This window comes from Craurococcus roseus, assembly GCF_039523795.1.
In the GTDB taxonomy this organism is placed as follows: domain Bacteria; phylum Pseudomonadota; class Alphaproteobacteria; order Acetobacterales; family Acetobacteraceae; genus Craurococcus; species Craurococcus roseus.
Genome location: NZ_BAAAFZ010000006.1, coordinates 143,209 through 166,272 on the forward strand (window position 1 = coordinate 143,209; position 23,064 = coordinate 166,272).

24 protein-coding genes are annotated in these 23,064 nt (G+C 72.6%); 13 read left to right on the plus strand and 11 right to left on the minus strand.

Going from position 1 to position 23,064, the window contains the following annotated elements; genetic code table 11:
• Positions 1 to 27: 27 nt before the first annotated feature.
• Genes ABD067_RS01915 through ABD067_RS01925 form a run of 3 tightly spaced genes read left to right on the plus strand, consistent with a single transcriptional unit; the run spans position 28 to position 4,292 of the window.
• Entirely contained in the window at positions 28 to 1,986 is a 1,959-nt protein-coding gene (locus ABD067_RS01915) for an acyl CoA:acetate/3-ketoacid CoA transferase (protein WP_343893451.1), read from the plus strand.
• Positions 1,983 to 3,479 carry a GntP family permease gene (locus ABD067_RS01920; protein ID WP_343893452.1) on the plus strand — a complete coding sequence of 499 codons (1,497 nt, stop codon included), beginning with the start codon at positions 1,983 to 1,985 and terminating at the stop codon, positions 3,477 to 3,479. Before ABD067_RS01915 ends, ABD067_RS01920 begins: the two co-directional genes overlap by 4 nt.
• 15 nt (positions 3,480 to 3,494) lie before the next feature.
• Complete coding sequence (locus tag ABD067_RS01925) at positions 3,495 to 4,292, plus strand: substrate-binding periplasmic protein (RefSeq protein ID WP_343893453.1); 798 nt, start codon at positions 3,495 to 3,497, stop codon at positions 4,290 to 4,292.
• A gap of 9 nt (positions 4,293 to 4,301) precedes the next feature.
• Here ABD067_RS01925 and ABD067_RS01930 read toward each other — a convergent pair whose 3' ends face one another.
• Together ABD067_RS01930 and ABD067_RS01935 are read right to left on the minus strand one after the other, a co-directional pair.
• Positions 4,302 to 6,263, minus strand: coding sequence for an elongation factor G (locus ABD067_RS01930; RefSeq protein ID WP_343893454.1), 1,962 nt, complete (start codon positions 6,261 to 6,263; stop codon positions 4,302 to 4,304).
• A gap of 135 nt (positions 6,264 to 6,398) precedes the next feature.
• Positions 6,399 to 6,773 carry a DOPA 4,5-dioxygenase family protein gene (locus ABD067_RS01935; RefSeq protein ID WP_343893455.1) on the minus strand — a complete coding sequence of 125 codons (375 nt, stop codon included), beginning with the start codon at positions 6,771 to 6,773 and terminating at the stop codon, positions 6,399 to 6,401.
• A gap of 78 nt (positions 6,774 to 6,851) precedes the next feature.
• Here ABD067_RS01935 and ABD067_RS01940 point away from each other — a divergent pair, with 78 nt between their 5' ends.
• Positions 6,852 to 7,253, plus strand: a complete 402-nt coding sequence (locus ABD067_RS01940; protein ID WP_343893456.1) for a DUF6481 family protein — start codon at positions 6,852 to 6,854, stop codon at positions 7,251 to 7,253.
• A gap of 27 nt (positions 7,254 to 7,280) precedes the next feature.
• Here ABD067_RS01940 and ABD067_RS01945 read toward each other — a convergent pair whose 3' ends face one another.
• The 5 genes from ABD067_RS01945 to ABD067_RS01965 all read right to left on the minus strand — a co-directional run bounded on the left by ABD067_RS01945 (position 7,281) and on the right by ABD067_RS01965 (position 9,852).
• Positions 7,281 to 8,159 (minus strand): ParB/RepB/Spo0J family partition protein, encoded by an 879-nt coding sequence (locus tag ABD067_RS01945; RefSeq protein WP_343893457.1) that lies wholly within the window; start codon positions 8,157 to 8,159, stop codon positions 7,281 to 7,283.
• 196 nt (positions 8,160 to 8,355) lie between these two features.
• Entirely contained in the window at positions 8,356 to 8,682 is a 327-nt protein-coding gene (locus ABD067_RS01950) for a hypothetical protein (RefSeq protein ID WP_343893458.1), read from the minus strand.
• 52 nt (positions 8,683 to 8,734) lie between these two features.
• Positions 8,735 to 8,938 carry a hypothetical protein gene (locus tag ABD067_RS01955; RefSeq protein WP_343893459.1) on the minus strand — a complete coding sequence of 68 codons (204 nt, stop codon included), beginning with the start codon at positions 8,936 to 8,938 and terminating at the stop codon, positions 8,735 to 8,737.
• 146 nt (positions 8,939 to 9,084) lie between these two features.
• Complete coding sequence (locus ABD067_RS01960) at positions 9,085 to 9,297, minus strand: hypothetical protein (RefSeq protein WP_343893460.1); 213 nt, start codon at positions 9,295 to 9,297, stop codon at positions 9,085 to 9,087.
• 348 nt (positions 9,298 to 9,645) lie between these two features.
• Positions 9,646 to 9,852 carry a cold-shock protein gene (locus ABD067_RS01965; RefSeq protein ID WP_343893461.1) on the minus strand — a complete coding sequence of 69 codons (207 nt, stop codon included), beginning with the start codon at positions 9,850 to 9,852 and terminating at the stop codon, positions 9,646 to 9,648.
• Between the two features lie 384 nt (positions 9,853 to 10,236).
• Here ABD067_RS01965 and ABD067_RS01970 point away from each other — a divergent pair, with 384 nt between their 5' ends.
• The 6 genes from ABD067_RS01970 (at position 10,237) to ABD067_RS01995 (ending at position 16,865) form a co-directional block, all read left to right on the plus strand.
• The gene (locus ABD067_RS01970) at positions 10,237 to 12,108 is read left to right on the plus strand and encodes a di-heme-cytochrome C peroxidase (protein ID WP_343893462.1); all 1,872 of its coding nucleotides are present in this window, start codon (positions 10,237 to 10,239) and stop codon (positions 12,106 to 12,108) included.
• A 77-nt stretch (positions 12,109 to 12,185) separates the two neighbouring features.
• On the plus strand, positions 12,186 to 13,589 hold the full coding sequence (locus ABD067_RS01975; protein WP_343893463.1) for an amidase family protein: 1,404 nt from the start codon (positions 12,186 to 12,188) through the stop codon (positions 13,587 to 13,589).
• Positions 13,590 to 13,671: 82 nt separating this feature from the next.
• Positions 13,672 to 14,019, plus strand: coding sequence for a hypothetical protein (locus ABD067_RS01980; RefSeq protein ID WP_343893464.1), 348 nt, complete (start codon positions 13,672 to 13,674; stop codon positions 14,017 to 14,019).
• Between the two features lie 40 nt (positions 14,020 to 14,059).
• Positions 14,060 to 14,869 (plus strand): phosphodiesterase, encoded by an 810-nt coding sequence (locus ABD067_RS01985; RefSeq protein ID WP_343893465.1) that lies wholly within the window; start codon positions 14,060 to 14,062, stop codon positions 14,867 to 14,869.
• Between the two features lie 67 nt (positions 14,870 to 14,936).
• On the plus strand, positions 14,937 to 15,941 hold the full coding sequence (locus ABD067_RS01990; protein WP_343893466.1) for a Bug family tripartite tricarboxylate transporter substrate binding protein: 1,005 nt from the start codon (positions 14,937 to 14,939) through the stop codon (positions 15,939 to 15,941).
• 9 nt (positions 15,942 to 15,950) lie between these two features.
• The gene (locus tag ABD067_RS01995) at positions 15,951 to 16,865 is read left to right on the plus strand and encodes an EamA family transporter (protein WP_343893467.1); all 915 of its coding nucleotides are present in this window, start codon (positions 15,951 to 15,953) and stop codon (positions 16,863 to 16,865) included.
• A 15-nt stretch (positions 16,866 to 16,880) separates the two neighbouring features.
• On the opposite strand, the gene ABD067_RS02000 is transcribed toward ABD067_RS01995, so the two are convergent.
• From ABD067_RS02000 to ABD067_RS02010, 3 genes are all read right to left on the minus strand, one after another.
• Positions 16,881 to 17,897 (minus strand): enoyl-CoA hydratase/isomerase family protein, encoded by a 1,017-nt coding sequence (locus ABD067_RS02000; RefSeq protein ID WP_343893468.1) that lies wholly within the window; start codon positions 17,895 to 17,897, stop codon positions 16,881 to 16,883.
• A gap of 48 nt (positions 17,898 to 17,945) precedes the next feature.
• Positions 17,946 to 18,386 (minus strand): phage holin family protein, encoded by a 441-nt coding sequence (locus ABD067_RS02005; RefSeq protein WP_343893469.1) that lies wholly within the window; start codon positions 18,384 to 18,386, stop codon positions 17,946 to 17,948.
• 117 nt (positions 18,387 to 18,503) lie between these two features.
• A complete protein-coding gene (locus tag ABD067_RS02010; RefSeq protein ID WP_343893470.1) occupies positions 18,504 to 18,860 on the minus strand; it encodes a DUF883 family protein in 357 nt (118 codons plus the stop codon).
• Between the two features lie 122 nt (positions 18,861 to 18,982).
• Between ABD067_RS02010 and ABD067_RS02015 the strand changes: the two genes are divergently transcribed.
• Together ABD067_RS02015 and ABD067_RS02020 are read left to right on the plus strand one after the other, a co-directional pair.
• Positions 18,983 to 19,714: a superoxide dismutase gene (locus tag ABD067_RS02015; RefSeq protein ID WP_343893471.1), complete on the plus strand. Its 732-nt coding sequence runs from the start codon at positions 18,983 to 18,985 to the stop codon at positions 19,712 to 19,714.
• 86 nt (positions 19,715 to 19,800) lie between these two features.
• Positions 19,801 to 20,862, plus strand: a complete 1,062-nt coding sequence (locus ABD067_RS02020; RefSeq protein ID WP_343893472.1) for an SDR family oxidoreductase — start codon at positions 19,801 to 19,803, stop codon at positions 20,860 to 20,862.
• A 10-nt stretch (positions 20,863 to 20,872) separates the two neighbouring features.
• Here the strand turns inward: ABD067_RS02020 and pcaF are convergent, their stop codons facing one another.
• Complete coding sequence (pcaF, locus tag ABD067_RS02025; protein ID WP_343893473.1) at positions 20,873 to 22,081, minus strand: 3-oxoadipyl-CoA thiolase; 1,209 nt, start codon at positions 22,079 to 22,081, stop codon at positions 20,873 to 20,875.
• Positions 22,082 to 22,320: 239 nt separating this feature from the next.
• Between pcaF and ABD067_RS02030 the strand changes: the two genes are divergently transcribed.
• A complete protein-coding gene (locus tag ABD067_RS02030; RefSeq protein ID WP_343893474.1) occupies positions 22,321 to 23,001 on the plus strand; it encodes a cytochrome c3 family protein in 681 nt (226 codons plus the stop codon).
• The last annotated feature ends 63 nt before the right edge of the window (positions 23,002 to 23,064 follow it).

Here is a 23,064-nt window from a genome sequence, read left to right on the forward strand (position 1 = left end):
AAAAAATCCTGAGGAGGAGACGAGGCCGTGGCGGGACAAAGCGGGCATCCCCTGCTCGGCGGAGGCCGGATCACCCGGCGGGACAAGATCGTCACCGCCGCCGAAGCGGTCCGGCTCGTCCGCGACGGCGCCACCGTCGCCACCGGCGGCTTCGTCGGCATCGGCTTCGCCGAAGCCATCGCGGAGCAGTTGGAACGCCGGTTCCTGGAAGGTGGCCGACCGCGCGACCTGACGCTGGTCTACGCCGCCGGCCAGGGCGACGGGAAGGAGCGCGGCCTCAACCACCTCGGCCACGAGGGCTTGGTGAGGCGCGTCATCGGCGGCCATTGGGGCCTCTGCCCGAAGCTCCAGCGCCTCGCGCTCGACAACAAGATCGAGGCGTACAACCTGCCCCAAGGGGTAATCTCGCACCTCTTCCGCGACATCGCCGCCGGCAAGCCCGGCACGGTGACGCGCGTCGGCCTCGACACCTTCGTCGACCCGCGCCACGGCGGCGGCAAGATCAACGCCCGCACCACCGAAGACCTCGTCGAGCCGATCACCCTGCGCGGCGAGGAGTACCTCTTCTATCACGCACTGCCGATCGACGTGGCGATCCTGCGCGGCACCACCGCCGACCCCGACGGCAACATCACCATGGAGCGCGAGGCGCTGGTGCTTGAGGCGCTGGCCATCGCCACGGCCGCGCGCAACTCCGGCGGCGTTGTCATCGTGCAGGTGGAGCGGCTGGCGGAGGCGGGCAGCCTCAACGCCCGGCTGGTGCGCATCCCCGGCGCCCTGGTGGACTGCGTCGTGGTCGCGCCGCCGGAAAGCCACTGGCAGACCTTCGCCACCCCTTACAACCCGGCCTTCAGCGGCGAGGTGCGCGTGCCCATGCGCTCCCTGCCGCCCATGCCGATGGGTGCGCGCAAGGTCATCGCCCGCCGCGCCGCCTTCGAGCTCAGGCCCAACAGCGTCGTCAACCTCGGCATCGGCATGCCGGAGGGCGTCGCCAGCGTCGCCAACGAGGAGCGGATGCTGGAGTACCTGACGCTGACCACCGAGCCCGGCACCATCGGCGGCCTACCGGCCGGCGGCCTCGACTTCGGCGCGGCGAGCAACATCCAGGCGCTGGTGGACCAGCCCGCGCAGTTCGACTTCTACGACGGCGGCGGCCTCGACGCGGCCTTCCTCGGCATGGCGCAGACGGACCGCGAGGGCAACGTCAACGTCAGCAAGTTCGGCCCGCGGCTGGCGGGCGCCGGCGGCTTCATCAACATCAGCCAGAACGCCAAAAAGGTGGTCTTCCTCGGCACCTTCGCCGCGCGCGGCGATCCGAAATTCGTGGACCGCGTCGAGCACCGCACCTTCAGCGGCGGCCTGGCGGCCAAGCGCGGCCAGCCCGTCCTCTACGTCACCGACCGCTGCGTCTTCCGCCTCACGCCGGACGGGCTGGAATTGGCCGAGATCGCCCCCGGCCTGGACGTGGAGCGCGACATCTTGGCCGAGATGGCGTTCAAACCGCTGGTCCCGAAGGACCCGGCGCCGATGGACCCCCGCATCTTCACCGAAGGCCCGATGGGCTACCGCGAGGAATGGCTGAGCCTGCCGCTGGAATCGCGCCTGACCTACGACCCGACCGAGGGCGTGTTCTTCATCAACTTCGAGGGCCTCGGCATCCGGCGGCTGGAGGACATAGAGCGCGTCCGCCGCGCGGTGGAGGAGCGCCTGGCGCCGCTGAACCGCAAGGTGCCGGCCATCGTCAACTACGACCACTTCACCATCGCGCCCGAGCTGCTGGACGCCTACACCGACATGGTCGGCGGCCTGGTGCGGCGGTTCTACGCCGGCGTCACCCGCTACACGACCAGCGCCTTCCTGCACATGAAGTTCGGCGACGCGCTGCGCCGGCGCGACGTGGCGCCGCACATCTACGAAGGCCGCGCGGAGGCCGAGGACCACCTGCACGCCCTGGCGCGCGCCGCGGACGAAGGAGCCAACAAATGATCGGCCTCGCCGGCATCATCCTGTCGCTGGTGCTGCTGATGTACCTGGCCTACCGGGGCATCAACGTGCTGGTGCTCGCGCCGATCCTGGCGCTGCTCGCGGTGCTGGCGCAGGGCGACCTGCCGATCCTCGGCACCTACACGCAGGTCTTCATGGCGGCGCTGGGCCGCTACATGGTGCAATTCTTCCCGCTGTTCCTGCTGGGCGCCATCTTCGGCAAGCTGATGGACGACAGCGGTTCGGCCCGCGCCATCTCGCACTGGATCGTGGAGCGCGTCGGCGCGGACCGCTCCATCCTCGCCGTTGTGCTCGCCTGCGCCGTGCTGACCTACGGCGGCGTCAGCCTCTTCGTCGTGGCCTTCGCGGTGTTCCCGGTCGCGGTGGCGCTGTTCCGCGAGAGCGGCACGCCCAAGCGGCTGATCCCGGGCGCGATCGCGCTCGGCAGCTTCACCTTCACCATGACGGCGCTGCCCGGCACGCCGGCGATCCAGAACGCGATCCCCTCGCCGTTCTTCGGCACCGACGCCTTCGCCGCGCCGGGCCTCGGCCTCGTCGCGGCCCTGATCATGTTCGGGGGGGGCACGCTCTGGCTGAACTGGCGCTCGCGCTCGGCGCGCACGGCGGGGGAGGGCTACTCCGGCCTGGCCGCCGCGCCGCCGTACCCGCAGGGCGGGATGCGCCCGAGCACGGTCGGCGCGGCGCAGGTCGGCGACGTCCCGCGCGAAGCCCCGCCGCCCGCGGGCGCCGAGCAGCGGAGCGGCGTGCCGGCCGATGCGCAACCGCGCCCCGAGCCCGGCGTCGCGCTGGCCTTCGCGCCCGTGCTGCTCGTCATCGCCGTGAACTGGGCCTTCCTGAACCTGGCGATCCCGGCGATGGACACCGGCTACCTCGGCGAGCCGCGCTACGGCTCCACCAACATCGGCGCGGTGCGCGGCATCTGGTCCATCATCGTGGCCCTGGTCGTGGCCATCCTGTTCATCCTCGCCACGTCGTGGCGGGCCATCGGCGACGTGAAGAAGTCGGTGAACGACGGCACGATGGGCTCGCTGCTCCCCATCTTCAACACCGCGTCCGAGGTCGGCTACGGCGCCGTCATCGCCGGCCTGCCCGCCTTCTTCGTGATCAGGGAGGCGGTGCTCAACGCGGGCGGCGGCGACCCGGTGATTTCGCTGGCCGTCGCGGTGAACGTGCTGGCCGGCATCACCGGCTCGGCCTCCGGCGGCATGAGCATCGCGCTGCAAACCCTCGGCTCCACCTACGCCGAGATGGCGCAGGCCGCGAACATCGACCCGGAGATCCTGCACCGCGTCTCCGCGCTTGCCTCCGGCGGCTTCGACAGCCTGCCGCACAACGGCGCGGTGATCACCCTGCTCGCCATCTGCGGCCTGACCCACCGCGAGAGCTACGCCGACATCGGCATGGTCTCGGTGGTGATCCCGCTGGTGGCGCTGGTCACGGTGCTGGGTCTCTACACCGTGTTCGGCAGCTTCTGACTGGAGGATGACGCCGTGCGATCCGCCATCGCCGCCGCGGCCTTGCTGCTCCTTTCCGCGCTCCCGACAGCCGCGCAACAGACGCTGCGCCTCGTCACCGGCGAGTTGCCGCCCTACGCCTTCCACGTCCCCCCGCCGACGGTCGCCGAACAAGGGGAGGCGCAGGGCTTGGTCTTCGACGTCGTGCGGGAGGTGGCGCGGCGCATCGGGCACCCGCAGGGCGTGGAGTTCATGCCCTGGGCGCGGGCGCAGGAATTGGCGATGACCCGGCCCGGCGTCGGCATCCTGGCGCTGACGCGCTCGCCGGAGCGGGAGGACCGCTACGCCTGGGTGTTCAACGTGGTGACGGACGACCTGGTGCTGGTGGGCGGCGCCGGCGTGGACGCCTCCTCGCTCGAATCCGTGCGGAACCGTCCGACCGGCGTGCTGCTGCGCTCCGGCGCCGAGCAGCTCCTGCGCGAGCAGGGCTTCACGCGCGTCCAGCCCGCGCCGGAGGAGTGGATCAACGCGCAGCGGCTCCGCGACCGGCTGATCGACGCCTGGCTCGCGCCGCGGCTGATGGTGCTGCACGCCGTCCGGGAGGTCGGGGGCGACGTGTCCGCGCTCAACATCGGCGCGGTGGTCCGGCGCAGCGAGATCTGGTTCGCCGCCTCCCGCGGCCTGCCGGAAGCGGAGATCGCCCGCTGGCGTCGCGGCTTCGAGGAGGTGCGCGCGGACGGCGCCTACGACCGCATCCTCGCCCGCTACGCCCGCCTCCGCCCGGCCCCGGTGCCGGAGGAGGCGCGGCGGGCGACGATCCCCTGGGTCAACTGAGCGCGGCCCTCACCGGGCGCCGCCGCCGCGCGCCTCCGCGAGGTGGTCGAAGCGGTGGGTGTAGCTGCCGAGCCCCTGCGTCTGCGACCGCAGCTCGATGATGAGGTCGGCCAGCTCCGCCGCCGGCACCAACGCCTGCACCTCGTCCCACCCCTCCCAATCCGGCTTCGCGGCGAAGCCTAGGATCTGCCCGCGCCGCCCCGTCAACAGGCGCTGGGCGGCGGGGGTGAAGTCCGCGGGCACGCTGACCGTCACCGCCTCCATCGGCTCCAGCAGCACGGGATCGGCCTTCGCCAGCCCCTCCTGCATCGCCATGCGGGTGGCGGTGGCGAAGGCCATGTCGCTGCTGTCCACGGAGTGGAAGCCGCCGTCGAGCAGCGTCACCGCGACGTCCACCACCGGGTGGCCGAGCGGCCCCTTCCGCGTCGCCTCCTCCGCCGCCTGGCCCACCGCCGGGATGAAGCGCTTCGGCACGGCGCCGCCGACCACCTTCTCGTCGAAGTGGAAGCCCGAGCCGCGCGGGCGCGGCGCGATCTGGATCTTCACGTCGGCGAACTGGCCGTGGCCGCCGGTCTGCCGCTTCAAGCGCGCGGCCTGGGTGACGGCGTGGCGGATGGTTTCACGGTAGGCGACCGGCGCGCGCGCGGTGCGCAGCTTCACCCCGGCCATCGCGGCCAAGCGGTCCAGCGCGGTGCGGAGGTGGATCTCGCCCTGGCCCGCGAGGATGGTCGAACTGCTCTCGGCGTCCTGGGTGACGGACAGCGCCGGGTCCTCCTCCACCAAGCGCTGCAACGCCGCCGACAGCCGCACCTCGTCCTTGCGGTCCTCCGGCGCGATGGAGAGCGCGTGGACGGGCGGCGGCGGTTCGGGGAAAGGGAGCGGCGGCCCTCCGAGCGTCGCGCCGGTCTTGACGCCTTCGAGCCGCGCGATGGCGACGAGGTCGCCCGTCTCGGCCTGCTGCACCTTCTGCGATTCGCCGTTGGGGAAGCGGTGCAGCCCGCCGGTGCGCTGCCCGTCCAGCGCCGCGCCCTCGCGCAGCGGGCCGCGCCACAGCCGCGCGAAGGAAAGGCGCCCGGCGTGGCCCGCGTGCATCGTGCGGAACACCTGCGCGAGCGGCGGCCCTTCGGGCGCCACGCCGCGGCGCGCGGCGGTCTCGGCGGCCGTCGGCACGTCGTGCCGGAGCGCCTTCCACAGCCGCTGCACGCCGTTGTTGTGCTCCGCCGCGCCGAGCAGCACGCTCACGACCGCGCCGCTGGCCTCGCCGCTGTGGAGCGGGCGGTAGATCTCGGCCGGCTCCACCGGCGCGTCCTCCAGCACCTTCTCCAGCAGCCCGTCGTCGTGGTCGGCCAGCGCTTCCAGCAGCTCGCCGCGTGCCTCGGCCTCGCGCAGGCGCATCTCGTCCGGCAGGCCGATCCGCTCGGAGGGCGCGCCGCGTCGGTAGCGGTAGGCGCGCCCGCTGACCACGTCGACGTAGCCGACGACCTTGTCGCCCTCGCGGATGGGCACTTGCCGGAGCACCAGCTTGCGCTTGGTCTGCGCTTGCAGCGCGGCCAGGGTGTCGCGCACCGCGCCGTTCAGCGCGTCGAGCTTGTTGACGAAGACCAGCGCCGGCGTGCCCGCCTCCTCCAGCCGGCGGAACAACGGGCCGAGGATGGCGGCGCGCTCGGGCGCGGCCTCGCAGACCACCACGGCGAGGTCCACCACGGCGAGCGCGCAGCCGGCGTCGAAGGCGAACTCCACGGAGCCGGGGCAGTCGAGGACGGCCCAGGAGTCGCCCGTGATCGTGGCGTGGCCGAGCCGCAGCTCCGTGCCGATCCCGCGCGCGGCGTTGCGGCGGGGCGCCGCGTTGGTGGCGGCGGCCAGCAACGCGTCGAACAGGGTGGACTTGCCGCTCCCCTGCGGCCCGACCAGCGCGAAGGACCGGGGCGCCGACGCCCCGTTGCCTGCTCCGTTGCCTTTGGTGTCCTGCATCGGCGCGCACCTCCCGGGTTTGCCCCGTCCTGGCAGCGCGGCGGGGACCGTTGGTCGTTGCGGACCCGCGGCGCCCGGGTGGCCCGGACCCCCGCCGACCCGCCCGGGACGCTAGCACCATCCCGGGCCGTCGCCTCAACCCTGGAGGCTCTGGGGCAGCACGTCGGCGTTCAAGGGCAGAATTTCGCCCATCCAGAGCGCGTGGGTCAGGTGGTCCGCCCGCGCGTCCTCCGTGTTCGGATGCACCAGCACCGCGAGGCCGAGCCGGTTCAGCATCAACCACGGGACGAGCGCGGGGAACGATCCGGTGGGGAAGGCGATCTGGAACATCGCCCGCGGGTGCGGCCCCACCGGCACGTCGTGCCAACGGCCGAGCTGCGCCTCGGGGAAGCGCTCGGCGATGGAGGCGCGGACGCGCTCGGCGCGGTCGCGGGTGGCGGCCGGATCGTAGTAGACGTGCGCGTGGTAGCCGTCGATCGCTCCGGCGGCGTCACGGGGCTCGGTCGTCATGGCGGGTGCCTCGCTGCATCGGGTCGAAGGGGCGCCGCCGGGCTTTGCCCGGGCCGGGGCGTCCGGTAGAACGCCCCCATGGCAGCATTCAAAGGCAACAGCTTCAACGACCGGCTCGCCGCCCAAGCGGACGCGCGCAAGGCGGCTTTGGAGAAATTCCGCGCGAGGCCCGCGCCCGACGACCCCGCCGTGCTCGAACGCATCGCGGCGCAGAAGGCGGTGGCGGAGGCGCGCGAAAAGCGCGCGGCCGAGCGCAAAGCGGAGCGCGAAGCGGAAAAGGCGCGGCTGGCCGCCGAGGAAGCGGCGCGCAAGGCCGAAGCGGAGGCCCGCGCCCGCGAGGAGGCGGAGCGCGAGAAGGGCGAAGCGGAGCGCATCGCCAACCTGGACGCCGACAAGAAGGCCCGCGCCCTGGCGCTCGCGGCCGAGCAGAAGGCCCGGCGCGACGCGCGCTACGCCGCGCGCAAGGCGCGCAACCGCTGACGGCGGCGGGGGCGCGGCGGACGCGGCCTACTCGTCGTGCACCAGGTACTGGTGCCAGCTCACGTGGACGACCCGCGACTTGGCGCGCAGGGCCACCCCGTGCGCCCGGCCGCGGGTGAAATGGGCCATCGTCGGCGGGTTGTCCGACGTCAGGAGGCCGACCGGGAACCTGATCTGGCCATCCGCGAGCCTGGGGCCCGCGAGGCCGGCCGCCTCGTGGTCGGGGACGTCGCGGAAGACGCACGGCACGTGGGTCGCGCCGGCTTGCCTGCACCCGAAGAGGCGGTGGTACCCGTTGAGGAGGTAGCAACGCCCGTCCACCCGCGCGACATGCACGAAGGGCTTCGCCAAGCGGAGCCGCGCGCCGAGCAGGACGGTGTCGGTCCCCGCGGCGAACACGCCGAACCGGTCGATGCGCAGGTCGTTGCGCGGGGACTTGACGATGACCGAGGTGGAGTCCGGCCAAACCGGCGAAGGATCATAGGGAAGCGCCGGATGCGCCATGGGCAGGCAGACGTCCAAGAGGGCGGCGAGCGTGGGGCTGCCCAGCCCCTCCAGGAGCCGGCCCACGCGGGACGTGTCGATGGCGAGTTGATGGCACAGCAGCGGGTCGATTTCCACGAGCCGGAATGACGCGCCCTCCAGATCGCCCAGGCAGGCCCGCATCCACGCCTGCTCCAGCAAGGCTTCGAGGTAGGGCTGGAACGGGGCCGGGATCGGTTGCGGGTCCGCCATGCCCGCGCCGGCGATGCGCGGCCCGATCCTGGTCCGCGCGTCCCGCCACTCTTGCGCCAACTCGGTTTCCGAGTCCCGTCCGGGTGCCGGGACGCAATCGCGTCGCAAGTAGCCGATCGCCTGCTCGGCGTCGCTGAAGAACCCGAAGAGGGAAAGGCCCGGTGTCGGCATCTCCGGTGCACCTGAAATTCGAGGCGCGTGTCATCAAAGCGCCACCATACTGCAACGCCGATGCCGAATTCCAGCACGGACGGGCAGACGCGACAGGATGACGGATGCCGACAAATACGATGCGGTTTCGCAACGGCGCCGCTCGCCGTGATGGCGCCGTTGCGGCTCCTGGTGGTCCGTTCCCGGCCCGGCGGTGTCAGGTTTTCGGTGGACCCGCCATCCTGGCGAAGACCATGCGGTCCTTGTTGTCGCGCATCAGCATGGAAAAGCCCGTGATGGTATCGAGGCCGAGGCCCAAGGGCATCTCCGAGTCGGGATCGAGCCGCACCTTCGGGTAGCTCTCGCCCGAGACCTTCTCCCACTTGCCGGCGGGCTTCTTGACCTCGACGTTCACGACCGTCGCCTTGAACACCATCCGGACGATGGCCTCCTTGGGCGAGGACGGCTTCGTCAGGCTCGGGCAGCCGGCGATCATCTGCCAGCCGTTCGCCAAAGCCCAGCCGGTCAGTTCGTCTTTGTCCATGCGACTTGTCCCCGTCGTGCGGCCCGGAGCGGAGGCCGGCGCGCGGCGCCGTTCAGCGCCGCGCCTTGCCCTTCTGGATCTCGCGTTCGATGGCGGCGCGCTCGGTCGCGCCCGACCGGCGGATGATCTCCCGCACGATGGCGGGCGACACACGGTGCCGCTTCGAAAGGTAGGCGATCTCCTCTTCCATCTTGGCGGTGGCCGCTGCGGCGGCGTTCGCATCGAGGCCGTTGGGTTTTCCTTGCGTCTGCGCCACGGGACAACCTCATGATTTTGGCCCCGCCTGGGGCGAGGCCATCCTGGAAAATCGGCATTGGGCCGCGCGGCCCTCGTCGGGTACGCGGTATCGAACGCCCGCCGGCAGCGCTCGTACCCCGGATGGCCGGGGCCGGCGCTACACGTTCAGCCGAGCGCCGAAACGGGACCGCGGCGTATCTGGCTTTCGCGGACCACGCGCTCGTGGCCGTCCCGGACGTTCTTGACGCGGTATTCGCGGTCACTCGAGTCGTTCGGCAGCAGCCGGACCACCGTGTACAGTCCCGCGGGCGCGGAGCCGTCGAACCTGTTGAGCGCCAGTTCTACGCTCTGGCCGACCGCGAAGCTGTGGAGAGGCATGTGGCATCCCTCGCGGGCCGGGGCGCGTCCCCGGCGGCGCCGGGGCGGGGCGGTCGGGCGGCCCGCGTGCCGCACCGCCCTTTCGCGGTCAACCCACGATGTCTAGTACGATCCGGCGCAACTCGTCCCGCGTCAGTCCCCGGGTTTCGGGTTCAGACGCGGCGGCCGAAGGCATCGAGGCCGGCTTGGCGGCACCGACGGGCGGCTGCGGCAAAGCGGCGGTACGATAGAAGTCCTTGAACATACATTCCTTTCGCGGCGGCGTCGTTGCCGACGCCGGCCCGCATCACTCTGGATACAAGCTCCGCTGAGTGCGCCGGCGCGGACGCCGACGCTCCCCCGCGGGGTTTAGACCAGCTTCAGGTTGGTGGCCGAGGTCTTGCCCTGCTGGCCGCGCTGGAGTTCGTACTCCAACTTCTGGCCCTCCTGCGGATGGCCGATCCCAGCCCGCTCCACGTCGGAAATGTGGACGAAGACATCCTTCGAGCCGTCATCCGGCTGGATGAAGCCGTAGCCTTTGGTTGGGTTGAACCACTTCACGGTTCCGATGGACATGGTTGTGTTCCGTGTCTTGAGAAAGTGCCGTCCGCGCGCCACCGCGCGGCGGATCGAGCATCGCAAGGAGACGGACACGAGGCTCGGCGCTCGGTAACGAGCAGGGAGAGCGGGCCGAACCAAACGAAGCTGACCTGAGTAAGATGGGCCGGTAGGGCAGGCATTGCAAGCCCATGCGGAGGACCGGCGGATGGGGGGACTGGACCTCCGCGCGCCACCGGCAGGGCCACGGCGGCGCGTAACGACATGTGACGCGGCGCACATCCGCCGGCCGTACCCGCGTGTGAACCTGCGGTGGCGGACCTGCGGCGGCAGTGATCGGCAGCCGCGAGGCGGGCCGGGGCGGCCGCTCGCCGGACGCCTGGGCGGGAGGAGGGTGCAGCGGTGCGGAAAGCCGGAGCGATGAAGCTGTTCGGCGCGCTGGCGGCGTTGGCCGCGGCGTCTTGCGCCAAGCCCCAGACCCAACCCCGGGCCCCCATGAGCCAGGGCTGGACCGGGGAACAGCAAGCCGATTGGTACGAGGCGACCCAGGGCTCCCGCCTGATACCCTACGCTTGGCTCGCCGCGCTGGAGCAACCAGGCAACGAGCGGCCCTTCCTCGACGACGAGCACATGGCGGGGTTCCGCTACCTGCCCCGCACCACCCGGGGCGGCCTGCGCCTCCCGGTCGGCTTCGCGCTCGACGGCCAGAACGACGAGCGCCTTTCGCGCACGCGGCTCCGCTGGAAGGCGGGGCAAGGGCCCGAGGAGCGCTGGGTCGGGATGAACTGCTCGGCCTGCCACACGGCCGAGATCACCCACGCGGGCCAAACGATCCGCGTCGACGGCGGCCCGACCCTGGCCGACTTCCAGGGCTTCATCGAGGCGCTCAACCTTTCCCTGTCGCAGACCGCGAGCGACCCGGCGAGGTGGGACCGCTTCGCCGCCGCCGTGCTGAAGGGCGACGACACGCCGCGCAACCGGACCATGCTCCGGCGTTCCTTCGCGCGGCTGCGGTTGTGGCAAGCGGACCAGTTGCGGATGAACCGGACGCCGCTGCGCTACGGCTACGGCCGCCTCGACGCCTTCGGGCACATCTACAACAAGGTGGCGCTGCTGGCGTCGCGGAAGGGCGCCACGCCGAACCCGGCCGACGCCCCGGTCAGCTACCCGTTCCTGTGGAACATCCACCAGCTCGACCACGTCCAATACAACGCCGTCGTCGCCAACGCGCCCTTCGACTCGTTCCTCAGCGGCGCGACCTTCGACATCGGCGCGCTGGGCCGCAACACGGGGGAGGTGATCGGCGTCTTCGCCGACGTCGTCATCCCGCGGAAGAAGCCCCCGCTGCTGACGGGCTTCGTGTCGAGCGTCGATGTCGAAAGCCTCGTGGGGCTGGAGCAGCAGTTGATGCGGCTGGAGCCGCCGAAGTGGCCGGGCGCCTTCCCCGCCATCGACGAGCGGCTCGCGGCCGAGGGCGAGGCGTTGTTCAAGGCGAACTGCGCCTCCTGCCACCTGCCCCTGTCGGACCTGACCACACGCGTGCCGGACCGGATCGCCTTCTTCAACGACGCGAGCCAGCCTCCCCCGAAACCGGGCGAGCCGGCGCAGCGGAACAGCCCGCCCCTCACCGACCCTTGGATGGCGTGCAACGCCTACGCCTACCAGTCGGCGAGCGGGCGGTTGCGGGGCTACCGGGCAGAGTACTTCTCCGGCGACGCGTTGCCGCAGACCGCGAACCTGTCCGCGATGCTGTCCACCACGGTCGGCGGCGCCCTCGCGGGGGCCAAGAAGGACGTCATCGCGGCCGCGGCCTCCACCTTCGCCTTCGGCGACCGGAAGCCGCGCGTCTTCGTCTTGCCGGAGGCGGAATTCGCGCCCTTCGGCGTCGCGCCCCGCATCGATCCGAGGCAGGCGCGGCTGAACCGCTGCATGACGGAGAAGAGCGAGATACTGGGCTACAAGGCACGGCCCCTCACCGGCGTCTGGGCGACGGGGCCGTACCTGCACAACGGCTCGGTGCCCAACCTGTACCAGTTGCTCCTGCCGCCGGAGCGGCGCGTCGCGGCCTTCCGCGTCGGCACGCGGGAATTCGAACCCAAGCACGTCGGCTACTCGACCGACGAAGCCGCGCCCGGGAACACGCAGGTCTTCTCGACCGTGGACGCGCAGGGGCGGCCGATCCCCGGCAACTCCAACGCGGGGCACGACTACGGCAATGGGCGGCTGACCGAGGCCCAGCGTCTGGCCCTGGTCGAGTACATGAAAAAGCTCTGACGCGGCGCCGGGCGCACCCGCATTGACCCTCGCGCGGCGGGGCGAGACCATGCGCCGCGCAGCACGACGGGGTGGGCATGACCGAACTCTGGCGCCTTTCCGCCACCGAACTCGCCGCCCGCGTGCGGGCGCGCGACGTGTCCGCCGCCGAGGCGGCGCGGGACGCGCTCGCCCGGCTGGACGCGGCGAACCCGGCCATCAACGCCGTGGTCGCCCACAGCGCGGAACAGACGATGGCGGAAGCGGCGGCGGTGGACGCGGCGTTGGCGCTGGGCGAGGACCCGGGGCCGATGGCGGGCGTGCCCGTCACCATCAAGGTGAACGTGGACCAGAAGGGCTGGGCCACCACCAACGGCCTCCGCATCCAGCGCGGCCTGGTCGCCGAGCACGACAACCCCGTCGTCTCCAACCTGCGCCGCGCCGGCGCCGTGGTGCTCGGCCGCACCAACACGCCGGCCTTCTCCTTGCGCTGGTTCACCCGCAACAGCCTGCACGGCCACACGCGCAACCCGCGCGACCCCTCCCTCACGCCCGGCGGCTCCTCCGGCGGCGCTGCGGCGGCGGTGGCGGCGGGCATCGGCGCGGTGGCGCACGGCACGGACATAGCCGGCTCCATCCGCTACCCCGCCTACGCCTGCGGCGTGCACGGGCTGCGCCCCACGCCCGGCCGCGTCGCCGCCTTCAACGCCTCGGGGCCGGAGCGCGCGATCGGCGCCCAGTTGACGGCGGTGTCGGGCCCCATCGCGCGGACGGTCGCCGATCTCCGCTTGGCGCTGGCGGCGATGGCACGGCCGGACCCGCGCGACCCGTGGTGGGTGCCAGCGCCGTTGGAAGGCCCGCCCGCGCCGAAGCGCGCCGCGCTCTGCGCCTCGCCGGACGGCATGGCGGTGCAGGCGCCCGTCGCGGCGGCGCTGCGCGACGCGGCGCGGCGCCTGGAGGCCGCCGGCTGGATCGTCGAGGAGGCGCCGAACCCGCCGCCGCTGGCCGAGCCGGCGCGGCTGCAACTGATGCTCTGGCTGGCCGAGATGCGGCGCGGCGTGGGCGCCGCCGTCGCGCGCGAGGCCGACCCGGACGCGACCGCGGTGTACGGCTGCATGGAGCGCCTCTGCCCGGAGCCGGACTTCCACGCCTTCCAGGACGGCTTGCAGCGCCGCGCCGGCCTGGTTCGGGAATGGCTGCTGTTCCTGGAGCGCTTCCCGATCGCGCTGATGCCGGTTTCGGGCGAACCCCCGTTCCGCGACAACAGCGATGTCGAAAGCTTCGCGGCGTTCGAGCGCATCATGGCCGCGCAACTGCCGCAGGTGGGCCTGCCGCTGCTCGGCCTGCCGGGGCTCGCGGTGGCGACCGGCCTCGAAGGCGCGGTGCCGCTGGGCGTGCAACTCGTCGCGGGGCGCTACCGGGAGGATCTGCTGCTGGCGGCCGGCGAGGCGATCGAGGCGGGAGGCGTGCCGCCGGCGCCGATCGATCCGGAACCGGTGTGATGGTGGCGCTACGGGAGCGGATTGATCCCGCCGCTCCGGCCGGTCCAGTGTGCGGTCCCCACAACAGGCAGGGAATCCCGCATTGGCGCACCCACCGCTCCCCACGCTGCTCGCCTTCGCCACGCTGCTGTCCGCCTGCGTCGTCCAGACCGGGCGGCCGGCTTGCGGGCCGCGCCGCTTGGACGTTGCGAACCTGGCCGCCCGGCCGGTGGAGCAGCTTTACTACGGCGCGCCGGGCGCTTGGGGGGAGGACCTGCTGCTCGGCGTCGAGTTGGCGCAAGGGGCGGCTCGTCCGGTGGTGGTGCCCGGCGTCCCCGGCCTCACGCTCCGCATCGTCTGGGCGGACGGCCGCGCCATAGAGTTGAGCGGCCTCGATCCCTGCCGCAACGCTCGGGTTGTGATCGCGGAGAGCAGCATCCGCGCCGATTGAATTGCGTTGCCGCACGCGACATCCTGGTTGAAGGAATCGCATGGCACCGTTCTGCTTCCTGCACTTCACCGACCCGCACGTGCCGCCGCCGGGCGGGACCGTTTCGGGCGGCGATCCGGCGCAGGGCTTGGCCGCCGCCCTTGCCGACGCGGCGCGGCGCCACGGGCCCGGCGGCGCGTCGCCCGCCGCTTTCGCGGTGTTCACCGGCGACCTGGTGCGCGACGGCGAGCCGGCGGCCTACGCCCGGCTGCGCGGGATGCTGGGCGGCCTGCCCTGGCCGGTGCACCTGCTGCTCGGCAACCACGACGACCGCGACGCCTTCAGCGACGCCTTCCCCGCGGAGCCGCTGGACGACGCCGGCTTCGTGCAGAAGGCCCTCCAGACGCCGGCCGGGTTGTGCCTGATGCTTGACACGCTGGCGCCAGGGCGGCTGGAGGGGGAGCTCTGCGCCCGGCGCCTCGCGTGGCTGGCGGCGCGCCTCGCGGAGTCGGCCGGGCCGGTGCTGCTGTTCCTGCACCACCCGCCGCTGCCGGTCGGCATCCCGTTCATGGACCAGATCGCGCTGCGCGACGCGGACGCGCTGTGGGCGACGCTGGAGCCGCACCGGGCGCGCGTGCGGCACATCTTCCACGGCCACCTGCACCGGCCGATCGCCGGCTCCTGGCGCGGCATGCCGATCTCGTCGCTGCGGGGCACCGCCTTCGCCGTCGCGCTGGACCAGCAGCCCGGCGAAGCCGTGGTCAGCCGCACGGAAGCGCCGTGCTACGCGCTGGCGCGCGTGCTGGACGGCGACGTGGTGGTCCACACGGTCGAACTGCCGGGCGCCAACCCGCCGGCGGCGGCGCCCTGAACTTCCCCCGCGCGGGCGCCCGCGCCATGCTGCGCCGGAACGCCGCGACCGCACACCCGGAGGAAGCATGCCACGATTGACGCGCCGGTCGGCGCTGCTCCTGTCAGCCGCGCCCGCCCTGGCCGGCGGCGGCCGCGCCGCCCGCGCGCAGGCGCCCGCGCAGTGGCGGCCGGCGTCGCAGGTGCGGATCGTCGTGCCCGCCGCGCCCGGCGGCACCACCGACATCATGGGGCGCCTCTGCGCGCAGCACCTGCAAGCGCGGTGGGGCGTGCCGGTGGCGGTGGAGAACCGTTCGGGCGCGGGCGGCACCATCGGCACGCTGGACGTGGTGCGCGCCGCGCCGAACGGGCTCACCCTGCTTTCGGGCAACATCGGGCCGCAGGCCATCGCCTACTCCCTGTTCCGCAACCTGCCGTACCGGGAGGACCAGATAGCGCCGGTGTCGGGCCAGATCCGCGGGCCGAACGTGCTGGTGGTGAACGCCGCCGCGCCGGCGCGGACCATGGGGGAGTTCGTCGCCTGGCTGCGGCGGGAGCCCGGGCGCGTCACCTACGCCTCCACGGGCGTCGGGCAGTCCACGCACCTGTCGCCGGTGTGGATGCTGCAACTGCTGGACGCCAAGGCCATCCACGTGCCGTTCCGCGGCTCCGCGCCGGCGCAGACGGAACTGCTGTCGAACAACGTCGGCTTCCTGGTGGACAACCTGACGGGCGTGATCGAGCACATCCGCGGCGGGCGCCTGCGGGCGTTGGCGGTGACGAGCGCCGAGCGCAACCCGCAGTTGCCCGACGTGCCGACGATGCGGGAGAGCGTGCCGGAATTGGCGTCCTACGAGGTGAACACCTGGTTCGGCCTGTTCGCGCCCGCCGGCACGCCGGCGCCGACGATCCGCGCCATCAACGCCGAGATGGCCGCCTGGATGGACCTGCCCGACACCGAACGGCGGTTCTCCGAACTCGGCGGCGCCGCGCTGCGCGGGTCGCCGGAGGAGTTCGGCGCCTTCGTCAAGGCCGAGACCGCCAAGTGGCGCGAGGTGATCCGCAAGGAGGGCTTGCAGCTCGACGTGGGCTGACCGCGGGGCATGGTCCTTTCGCCCCTGTGGCTGCCCGTCACCCTCGCCGCGGCGCTGTTCCAGTGCTGGCGCACCGCCTTGCAGCAGCGGTTGCGCGGGCAGCTCTCGGTGAACGGCGCGGCGGTGGTGCGCTACCTGTACGGCGTGCCGGTCGGCGCGGCGCTGCTGACCCTCTACCTGCTGGCCTTCGGCGGCGGCTTGCCGGCGCCGAACGCGGCCTTCCTGATGTTCTGCGCCGCCGGCGGCCTGGCGCAGATCCTCGGCACAAACCTGCTCATCATGGCTTTCGGGCACCGCGGCTTCGCGGTGGGGACGGCCTACGCCAAGACGGAAGCGGTGCAGGGGGCGGTGCTGGCGCTGGCCTTGCTCGGGGAGCGCATCTCGCCGCTCGCGTGGTTCGGCATCGCGGTGGGCGTGGCCGGGGTGCTGTGGCTGTCGCTCGCCGGGCGCGACCTGTCGCCGCGCGAGCTGCTGCGCGCCACGGCGCAACCGGCGGCGCTCTGCGGCTTGGCGGCGGGGACCGGCTTCGCGTTCTCGGCGGTGCTGATCAAGGCGGCGAACACCTCCTTGCCCGGCGACGACCCCATCCTGCGCGCGCTGGTGGCGCTGGTGGTCATCAACACCATGCAGACCGTGATGCAGGGCGGCTGGCTGCTGGCGCGGGAACCGGGGCAGGCGCGCGCCGTGTTCGCCTCCTGGCGCAGCTCGGCGCAGGTGGGGGCGCTCTCGGCCTGCGGCTCGGCGTGCTGGTTCACCGGCTTCGCCCTGGCGCCCGTGGCGCTGGTGCGCGCGGTGGGGCAGGTGGAGATCCTGTTCACCCTGCTGTTCAGCCGCTTCTACCTCGGCGAAAGCCCGACCCGCAGCGAGATCGGCGGCGCGCTGGTGCTGGTGCTCGGCGTGGTGCTGGTGCTGGTCGGGCGCTGAGCCCGGCCGTCGTCGTCAACCGGCGAACATCGCCCGGATGGCGGCCGGGTCCAGGTCCTCGATGCGGGCCGGCGACCAGGACGGCGTGTTGTCCTTGTCCACCAGCAGGGCGCGCACGCCTTCGCGGAAATCCGGGTGGCGGCCGACCACCGTGCGCGTGAGGGCGAGCTCCATCTCCAGGCACTCGTCCAAGGTCGCGTCCGCGCCGCGCCGCAGCAGTTCGAGCGAGACGGCGAGGCTGGTGGGCGACATGCGGCTGAGGGTCGCCGCCTGCTCCGCGGCCCACTCCGTCCCTTCCGCTTCCAAGGCGCGCAGGATGTCGGGCACCGAGCGGCCGGCGAAGCAACGGCCGATCGCGTCGCGGTGGGCGTCGAAGCTGGCAGGGGGAAGCTCCTCCGCGAAGCGCTCCACCACCGAGGCGTCGCCGTCCATGAGCGCGGCCTTGAGGTCCGGCAGGCGCTCGCGCCGGACGAAGCGGTCGGCCAGCCCGGCGTGGACGGCGTCGGCGCCCTTGAGGCGCGCGCCGGTGAGGGCGAGCCACGTGCCCAACTCGCCGGGCAGGCGGGGCAGGACAAAGGAGGTGCCGACGTCGGGGAACAGCGCGATGGCCGTTTCGGGCATCGCCAGCAAAGCGTTTTCGGTGGCGACCCGCGGGCCGTTGTGGACGGAGACGCCGATGCCGCCGCCCATGCAAACGCCGTCGATGAAGGAGACCCAAGGCTTGGGGAACCGCGCGATCCCGCGGTTCATGGCGTACTCCTCAACGAAGAACGCCTCGATGGAGGCGGCGTCGCCGGCGATGGCGAAGTCGCGGATGCCGCGCACGTCGCCGCCGGCGCAGAACGCCTTGCCGCCGGCGCCTTCCAGCAGCACCAGCTTGACCCCGGCGTCGTCCCGCCACGCGTCGATCGCCGCCTGGATGCCGCGGATCATGCCGATGTCGAGCGCGTTCAGCGCGCGCGGCCGGTTCATCAGCACCGTGCCGATCGCGCCTTCGCGGCGCATCACAACGGTGTCTCCGGCGTCGGACATCGGCGGCCCCCTCCCCCGGGCTGCGCGCCGGGCGCGGGACCTTTACCGTCAGCGGCGGCGCGCGATCAACCCGACCAGGAGCGCAGTGGCGGCGGTGCCGAACAGGCCCTTCTTGATGGACCTGCTGCGCAGCATCGGCAGGATGACCGCCGCGCGCGCCGTCTGGTCGCCGACCTGCCGGAGCGCGTTGTCGCGCACGCGCTCTGCCTCCACTGCCACGGGGTCGAGGCCGCCGCGGGCCGCCAGGAAACCGAACAGCCCCGCCAGCACGAGGTCCACGGCGGCCACGACGAGGGCGGCGCCCACCGGACCGAGACTCGTCTCCGTGAGCCACGCCATGGCCGCGAGGTGCAGCATAACCAGCATCATGAGGCCGAAAACGGCGGCGCCCGCGCCGAGGCCCGCCTGGATGGCGTAGCCCCGGCCCGTCCGCTTCCACCGGAGCATTTCCGCCTGTGCGGCGAGTTGCAGAAGGCGAAACAGCCGCATTCGGCTCATCCCTCATCCCCGCCGCCTCGGCCCCGATGGGCGGCGGCAGGCGGGTCAAACGCTACAGAATGGTACGGAACGTTGGGCGGGGCGCGGACGCCCCACCCAGGCGAGCGCTTAGCGGCCCCGCGGGTAGACGTAGGTGTTGCCGCCCATCAGCCTGCCGACGAGGTAGCCGGCGGCGACGGCGATGCCGACGGCGAGCAGGGGCCGCTCGCGCACCGTTTCGGCGAAGCTCTCGGCCTGGTCCTCGATGGTCTCGCGGGCACGGTTGGCGTAATCCGACACTTGGTCGGCGGCGCCGGCGAGGGCGGGCGTCACCCGCTCCTGCATCAAGCGCTCCACTTGGCCGCGCAGGCGGGCGAGTTCCTCCTGCGCGTCGTCCGCGACGCGGCTGGTCGAAGCCGCGGCCTGGTCGGCGACCCGGCGGGCGTCGGTGGAAAAGTCGTTGGCTGCGCTGCTGCTGCTGCTCATGGGATTGCTCCTTGCCCGATACGATCCGGTCTTCGGCGGTGGAACGCGGTCCGCTGATAGCGGTTCCCCCTGCGCCGGAACACCCCATGTCCTGGGGCTGGCATCCAGGGAGACCACGACGCATGCACACCATGTCCCGCCGCCAAGCGCTGTTCCTGGGCGGGGCGGCCGCGCTCGCCGCCGCCGTCCCCTTGCCGCGCGCGGCCCGCGCGCAACAGGCCCCGTCCGGGCCCTTCACGCTGCCTCCGCTCCCTTATGGCGCGGACGCGAACGAGCCGCACATCGACGCGCAGACCATGCAGCTCCACCACGGGCGGCACCACCAGGCCTACGTGACGAACCTGAACAACGCGCTGCGCGACCACGCGCAACTGGCGCAGCAGCCGATCGAGCGCATCCTGGCCTCGCTGAACGAGGTGCCGGAGGCGGTGCGGACCGCGGTGCGCAACAACGGCGGCGGCCACGCCAACCACGCCATGTTCTGGGAGATCATGGGCGGCAAGGGCGGGGCGCCTTCGGGCGAGCTGGCGCAGGCGATCGAGCGCGACCTCGGCGGCTTCGACAAGATGAAGACCGATTTCAACGCCATGGGCGGGCGCGTCTTCGGCTCGGGCTGGGTGTTCGTCACCGTGGACCGCACGGGCAAGCTCGCCCTCGCTAGCAGGCCCAACCAGGACACGCCGCTGATGGACGGCGGGCGCGTTCTGATCGGCAACGACGTGTGGGAGCACGCCTACTACCTCAAGTATCAGAACCGGCGGCCCGAGTACCTGTCCGCCTGGTGGAACGTGGTGAATTGGGACCGCGTGGCGGCGCGCTACGCGGCGGCGAAGGCGGGCACCCTGGCCATCTGACGGGCGTCCTGCCGCCGGCGGGCGCGGGAACCGGGCCGGGGGCGGGCGGTTCATGCCCCCGACCCCGTAACCGGCAAGGTATGTCCATGGCTTCCAGATTCCGCCCCAAGCCCGTTTCGCAACAGACGATCGTCATAACCGGCGCCAGCTCCGGCATCGGCCTCGCCACGGCACGGCTGGCCAGCGAGCGGGGCGCGAAGGTCGTGCTCGTGTCCCGCAACGAGGACGAGCTGCGGAAGATCGTCGGGGAGCTGCGCGACCGCGGCGGGCGGGCGGAGTACGCGGTCGCGGACGTGGCCGACAAGGACGCGCTGGAGAAGGCGGCGGCCAAGGCGCGCGAGGCCTTCGGCGGCTTCGACGCCTGGGTGAACGACGCGGGGATTTCGGTCTACGGCGGCATGGAGCGCATACCGCTGGAGGACCACCGGCGCGTCTTCGAGACCAACTACTGGGGCGTGGTCCACGGCTCCATGATCGCCGTGCGCGAGTTCAAGGCGCACGGCGGGACGCTGGTCAACATCGGCAGCGTGCTGTCGGACCGCGCGATGGCGCTGCAAGGGCCCTATTCGGCCACCAAGTTCGCGGTGAAGGCGTTCACGGACGCGCTGCGGATGGAACTGGAGCGGAGCGGGGCGCCGGTGAACGTCACGCTGGTCAAGCCGGCCGGCATCGACACCCCTTTCCAGGAGCACGCGCGCAACCTGACCGGCGAGCCGGGGCTCATGGTGCCGCCGCCCGCCTACGACCCGCGCTTGGTGGCGCGCGCCATCCTGTTCGCCTGCGAGAACCGCCGGCGGACCGTCGTGATCGGCTTCGGCGGGTACGCGATCTCGCTCGTGGGCCAGCTCTTCCCGCGCCTGACCGACCTGGCGATGGAGGCCACGGGCCTCGCCGCGCAGACCACGGACCGCGCGCCACGGCCCGAGCGCGCGGACAGCCTGTACCAGACGAAGGCGGGCGGGACCGAGCGCAGCCTGACCCGCCCGGTGTCGCCGGTGCGCAAGACCAGCCTGCTGCTGGAAGCGCAGATGCACCCGGTCGCCACGACGGCGGCGCTGGCGGGCCTCGGCGCGCTGGCGGTGGGCGCCCTGGCGGCGCGGCGCATGGGCCACGGCCGCCTCGCCTTCTACGACCCGCGGCGCTGGTGAGCGGCGGGCTTCAGACCCGCTCCAGCACCATGGCGATGCCCTGGCCGACGCCGATGCACATGGTGGCCAGGGCGTAGCGGGCCTTCCGCCGGTGCAGCTCGTGCACCGACGTTTGCACCAGCCGGGCGCCGGACATGCCGAGCGGGTGGCCGAGCGCGATGGCGCCGCCGTTCGGGTTCACGTGCTCGGCGTCGTCCGGCAGGCCGAGGTCGCGGGTCACGGCCAGGGCCTGCGCCGCGAAGGCTTCGTTCAGCTCGATCACGTCGATCTCGCGGAGCGAGAGCCCGGCCTTTTCCAGCACCTTGCGCGTCGCGGGCGCCGGGCCGAAGCCCATGATGCGCGGCGGGACGCCGGCGGTCGCCGCCGCGACGACGCGCGCCCTGGGCGTCAGCCCGTGGCGCTTCGCCGCGTCGGCGCTCGCCACGATGACGGCGCAGGCGCCGTCGTTCACGCCGCTGGCGTTGCCGGCGGTGACGCTGCCGCCCTCCTTGCGGAAGGGTGTCGGCAGCTTGGCCAGGGCCTCAAGCGTCGTGTCGGGGCGCGGGTGCTCGTCCTTCTCGACCCGGACCGGGTCGCCCTTGCGGCGAGGAATCTCGACGGCGACGATCTCCTCGGCGAAGCGTCCCTCGGCCTGGGCCTTGCCGGCGCGCTGCTGCGAGCGGAAGGCGAAGGCGTCCTGGTCGGCGCGGCTGATCTGGAACTCCTGCGCCACGTTCTCCGCCGTCTCCGGCATGGAGTCGATGCCGTGCCCGGCCTTCATCTTGGGGTTGACGAAGCGCCAGCCGATCGTGGTGTCGAAGATCTCGGCCTGGCGGCTGAACGCCTCCGTGCTCTTGCCCATCACGAAGGGCGCGCGGGTCATGCTCTCGACGCCGCCGGCCAGCATGAGGTCGGCCTCGCCGGCCTTGATGGCGCGGGCGCAGATGCCGACCGCGTCCATCCCCGACCCGCACAGCCGGTTCACCGTGCTGCCCGGGATGGTCGGCGGCAGGCCGGCCAGCAGCAGCGCCATGCGGGCGACGTTGCGGTTGTCCTCCCCGGCTTGGTTGGCGCAGCCGAAGACCACGTCCTCCACCGCTTCCCAGTCCACGCCGGGGTTGCGCTCCCGCAGCGCCTTCAGCGGGACCGCCCCGAGGTCGTCGGCGCGGACCGGGGCGAGGCCGCCGGCGTAACGGCCTATAGGGGTGCGCACCGCGTCGCAGATAAAGGCGTCGGCCATGTTTCCTCTCCCAACCATCGTCGTGCCGCGGACCTATAGACCCGGACGGGAGGCCCATGAAGCCGGACTGGCGCCGCGGAACCCGTTCCCGCGGGCGTGCGCTTGGCACGCGCAACGAGCCCGGGAAGCCGCTCGGGCTCCGGACCGCGTCAAGGGGCAGGATCTCGCGGCCCGTCCGTAAAAGAGTCGGGGCGGGGTTGACCCTACGCCATCGCCCCCGCAGAGCAATCCTCGCTGCCATGCCGCAGGTCTTCTCCCGACGGGCCGACGCCCGGCTCCACCTCGCCCTCTGGGTAGGCGCAGGCGCGGCGTTGCTGGCCGCCGGCGCGGCCTTCGTCGCCGCACGCGCGGGCTCCACCTGGGCGGTGGGCCGGCCGGCGGCGCAGCCGATCCCGTACAGCCACGCCATCCACGCCGGGCAACTCGGGCTGGATTGCCGCTACTGCCACGCTTCGGTGGAGAGCGCCGCCTCAGCGGGCATGCCGACGGCCGAGACCTGCCTCGGCTGCCACGCCCGCGTTTGGAGCGTGGACGCGCAGTTCGCGCCGCTGCGCACCGCGCTCGCGCTCGGCGCGCCGGTCGAGTGGTCCTCGGTCCACCGGCTGCCGGAGCACGTGCGCTTCCACCACGGTGCGCACACGCAAGCCGGCGTCGCTTGCGAGACGTGCCACGGGCGGGTCTGGGAGATGCCGCGCACAGTGAAGGCGGAGCCGCTGCACATGGGTTGGTGCCTGGACTGCCACCGCGACCCGGCCCCGCGCCTGCGACCATCCGCGGAAGCGGCGTTCGACCGCGATTGGCGCCCCGTGCCTGGGGCGCCGCCCTCGGCGCCCGGCGCCGGGACCTTGGCCGCCTTGCGTTACGAGCACCTCGGCGTTGAGGTGCCGCCGCTCACCCGCTGCTCTATCTGCCACAAGTGAGCGGCGACGCGCCTTGGTCCCGCTTGGACCCCGCCGCGCCAGAGCCGCCGCAGGCCGGCGCGG

Excerpts from the sequence above, each read along its gene's own strand:
- ABD067_RS02020 (WP_343893472.1), top strand. The coding sequence starts at position 19,801 with ATGGCTTCCAGATTCCGCCCCAAGCCCGTTTCGCAACAGACGATCGTC.
- ABD067_RS01965 (WP_343893461.1), bottom strand. The coding sequence starts at position 9,852 with ATGTCCATCGGAACCGTGAAGTGGTTCAACCCAACCAAAGGCTACGGC.
- ABD067_RS02015 (WP_343893471.1), top strand. The coding sequence starts at position 18,983 with ATGCACACCATGTCCCGCCGCCAAGCGCTGTTCCTGGGCGGGGCGGCC.
- ABD067_RS02030 (WP_343893474.1), top strand. The coding sequence starts at position 22,321 with ATGCCGCAGGTCTTCTCCCGACGGGCCGACGCCCGGCTCCACCTCGCC.
- ABD067_RS01930 (WP_343893454.1), bottom strand. The coding sequence starts at position 6,263 with ATGCAGGACACCAAAGGCAACGGAGCAGGCAACGGGGCGTCGGCGCCC.
- ABD067_RS01985 (WP_343893465.1), top strand. The coding sequence starts at position 14,060 with ATGGCACCGTTCTGCTTCCTGCACTTCACCGACCCGCACGTGCCGCCG.
- ABD067_RS01940 (WP_343893456.1), top strand. The coding sequence starts at position 6,852 with ATGGCAGCATTCAAAGGCAACAGCTTCAACGACCGGCTCGCCGCCCAA.
- ABD067_RS01975 (WP_343893463.1), top strand. The coding sequence starts at position 12,186 with ATGACCGAACTCTGGCGCCTTTCCGCCACCGAACTCGCCGCCCGCGTG.
- ABD067_RS02010 (WP_343893470.1), bottom strand. The coding sequence starts at position 18,860 with ATGAGCAGCAGCAGCAGCGCAGCCAACGACTTTTCCACCGACGCCCGC.
- ABD067_RS02000 (WP_343893468.1), bottom strand. The coding sequence starts at position 17,897 with ATGTCCGACGCCGGAGACACCGTTGTGATGCGCCGCGAAGGCGCGATC.
- ABD067_RS01995 (WP_343893467.1), top strand. The coding sequence starts at position 15,951 with ATGGTCCTTTCGCCCCTGTGGCTGCCCGTCACCCTCGCCGCGGCGCTG.
- ABD067_RS01945 (WP_343893457.1), bottom strand. The coding sequence starts at position 8,159 with ATGCCGACACCGGGCCTTTCCCTCTTCGGGTTCTTCAGCGACGCCGAG.
- ABD067_RS01935 (WP_343893455.1), bottom strand. The coding sequence starts at position 6,773 with ATGACGACCGAGCCCCGTGACGCCGCCGGAGCGATCGACGGCTACCAC.
- ABD067_RS01960 (WP_343893460.1), bottom strand. The coding sequence starts at position 9,297 with ATGCCTCTCCACAGCTTCGCGGTCGGCCAGAGCGTAGAACTGGCGCTC.
- ABD067_RS01950 (WP_343893458.1), bottom strand. The coding sequence starts at position 8,682 with ATGGACAAAGACGAACTGACCGGCTGGGCTTTGGCGAACGGCTGGCAG.
- ABD067_RS01920 (WP_343893452.1), top strand. The coding sequence starts at position 1,983 with ATGATCGGCCTCGCCGGCATCATCCTGTCGCTGGTGCTGCTGATGTAC.
- ABD067_RS02005 (WP_343893469.1), bottom strand. The coding sequence starts at position 18,386 with ATGCGGCTGTTTCGCCTTCTGCAACTCGCCGCACAGGCGGAAATGCTC.
- pcaF (WP_343893473.1), bottom strand. The coding sequence starts at position 22,081 with ATGGCCGACGCCTTTATCTGCGACGCGGTGCGCACCCCTATAGGCCGT.
- ABD067_RS01990 (WP_343893466.1), top strand. The coding sequence starts at position 14,937 with ATGCCACGATTGACGCGCCGGTCGGCGCTGCTCCTGTCAGCCGCGCCC.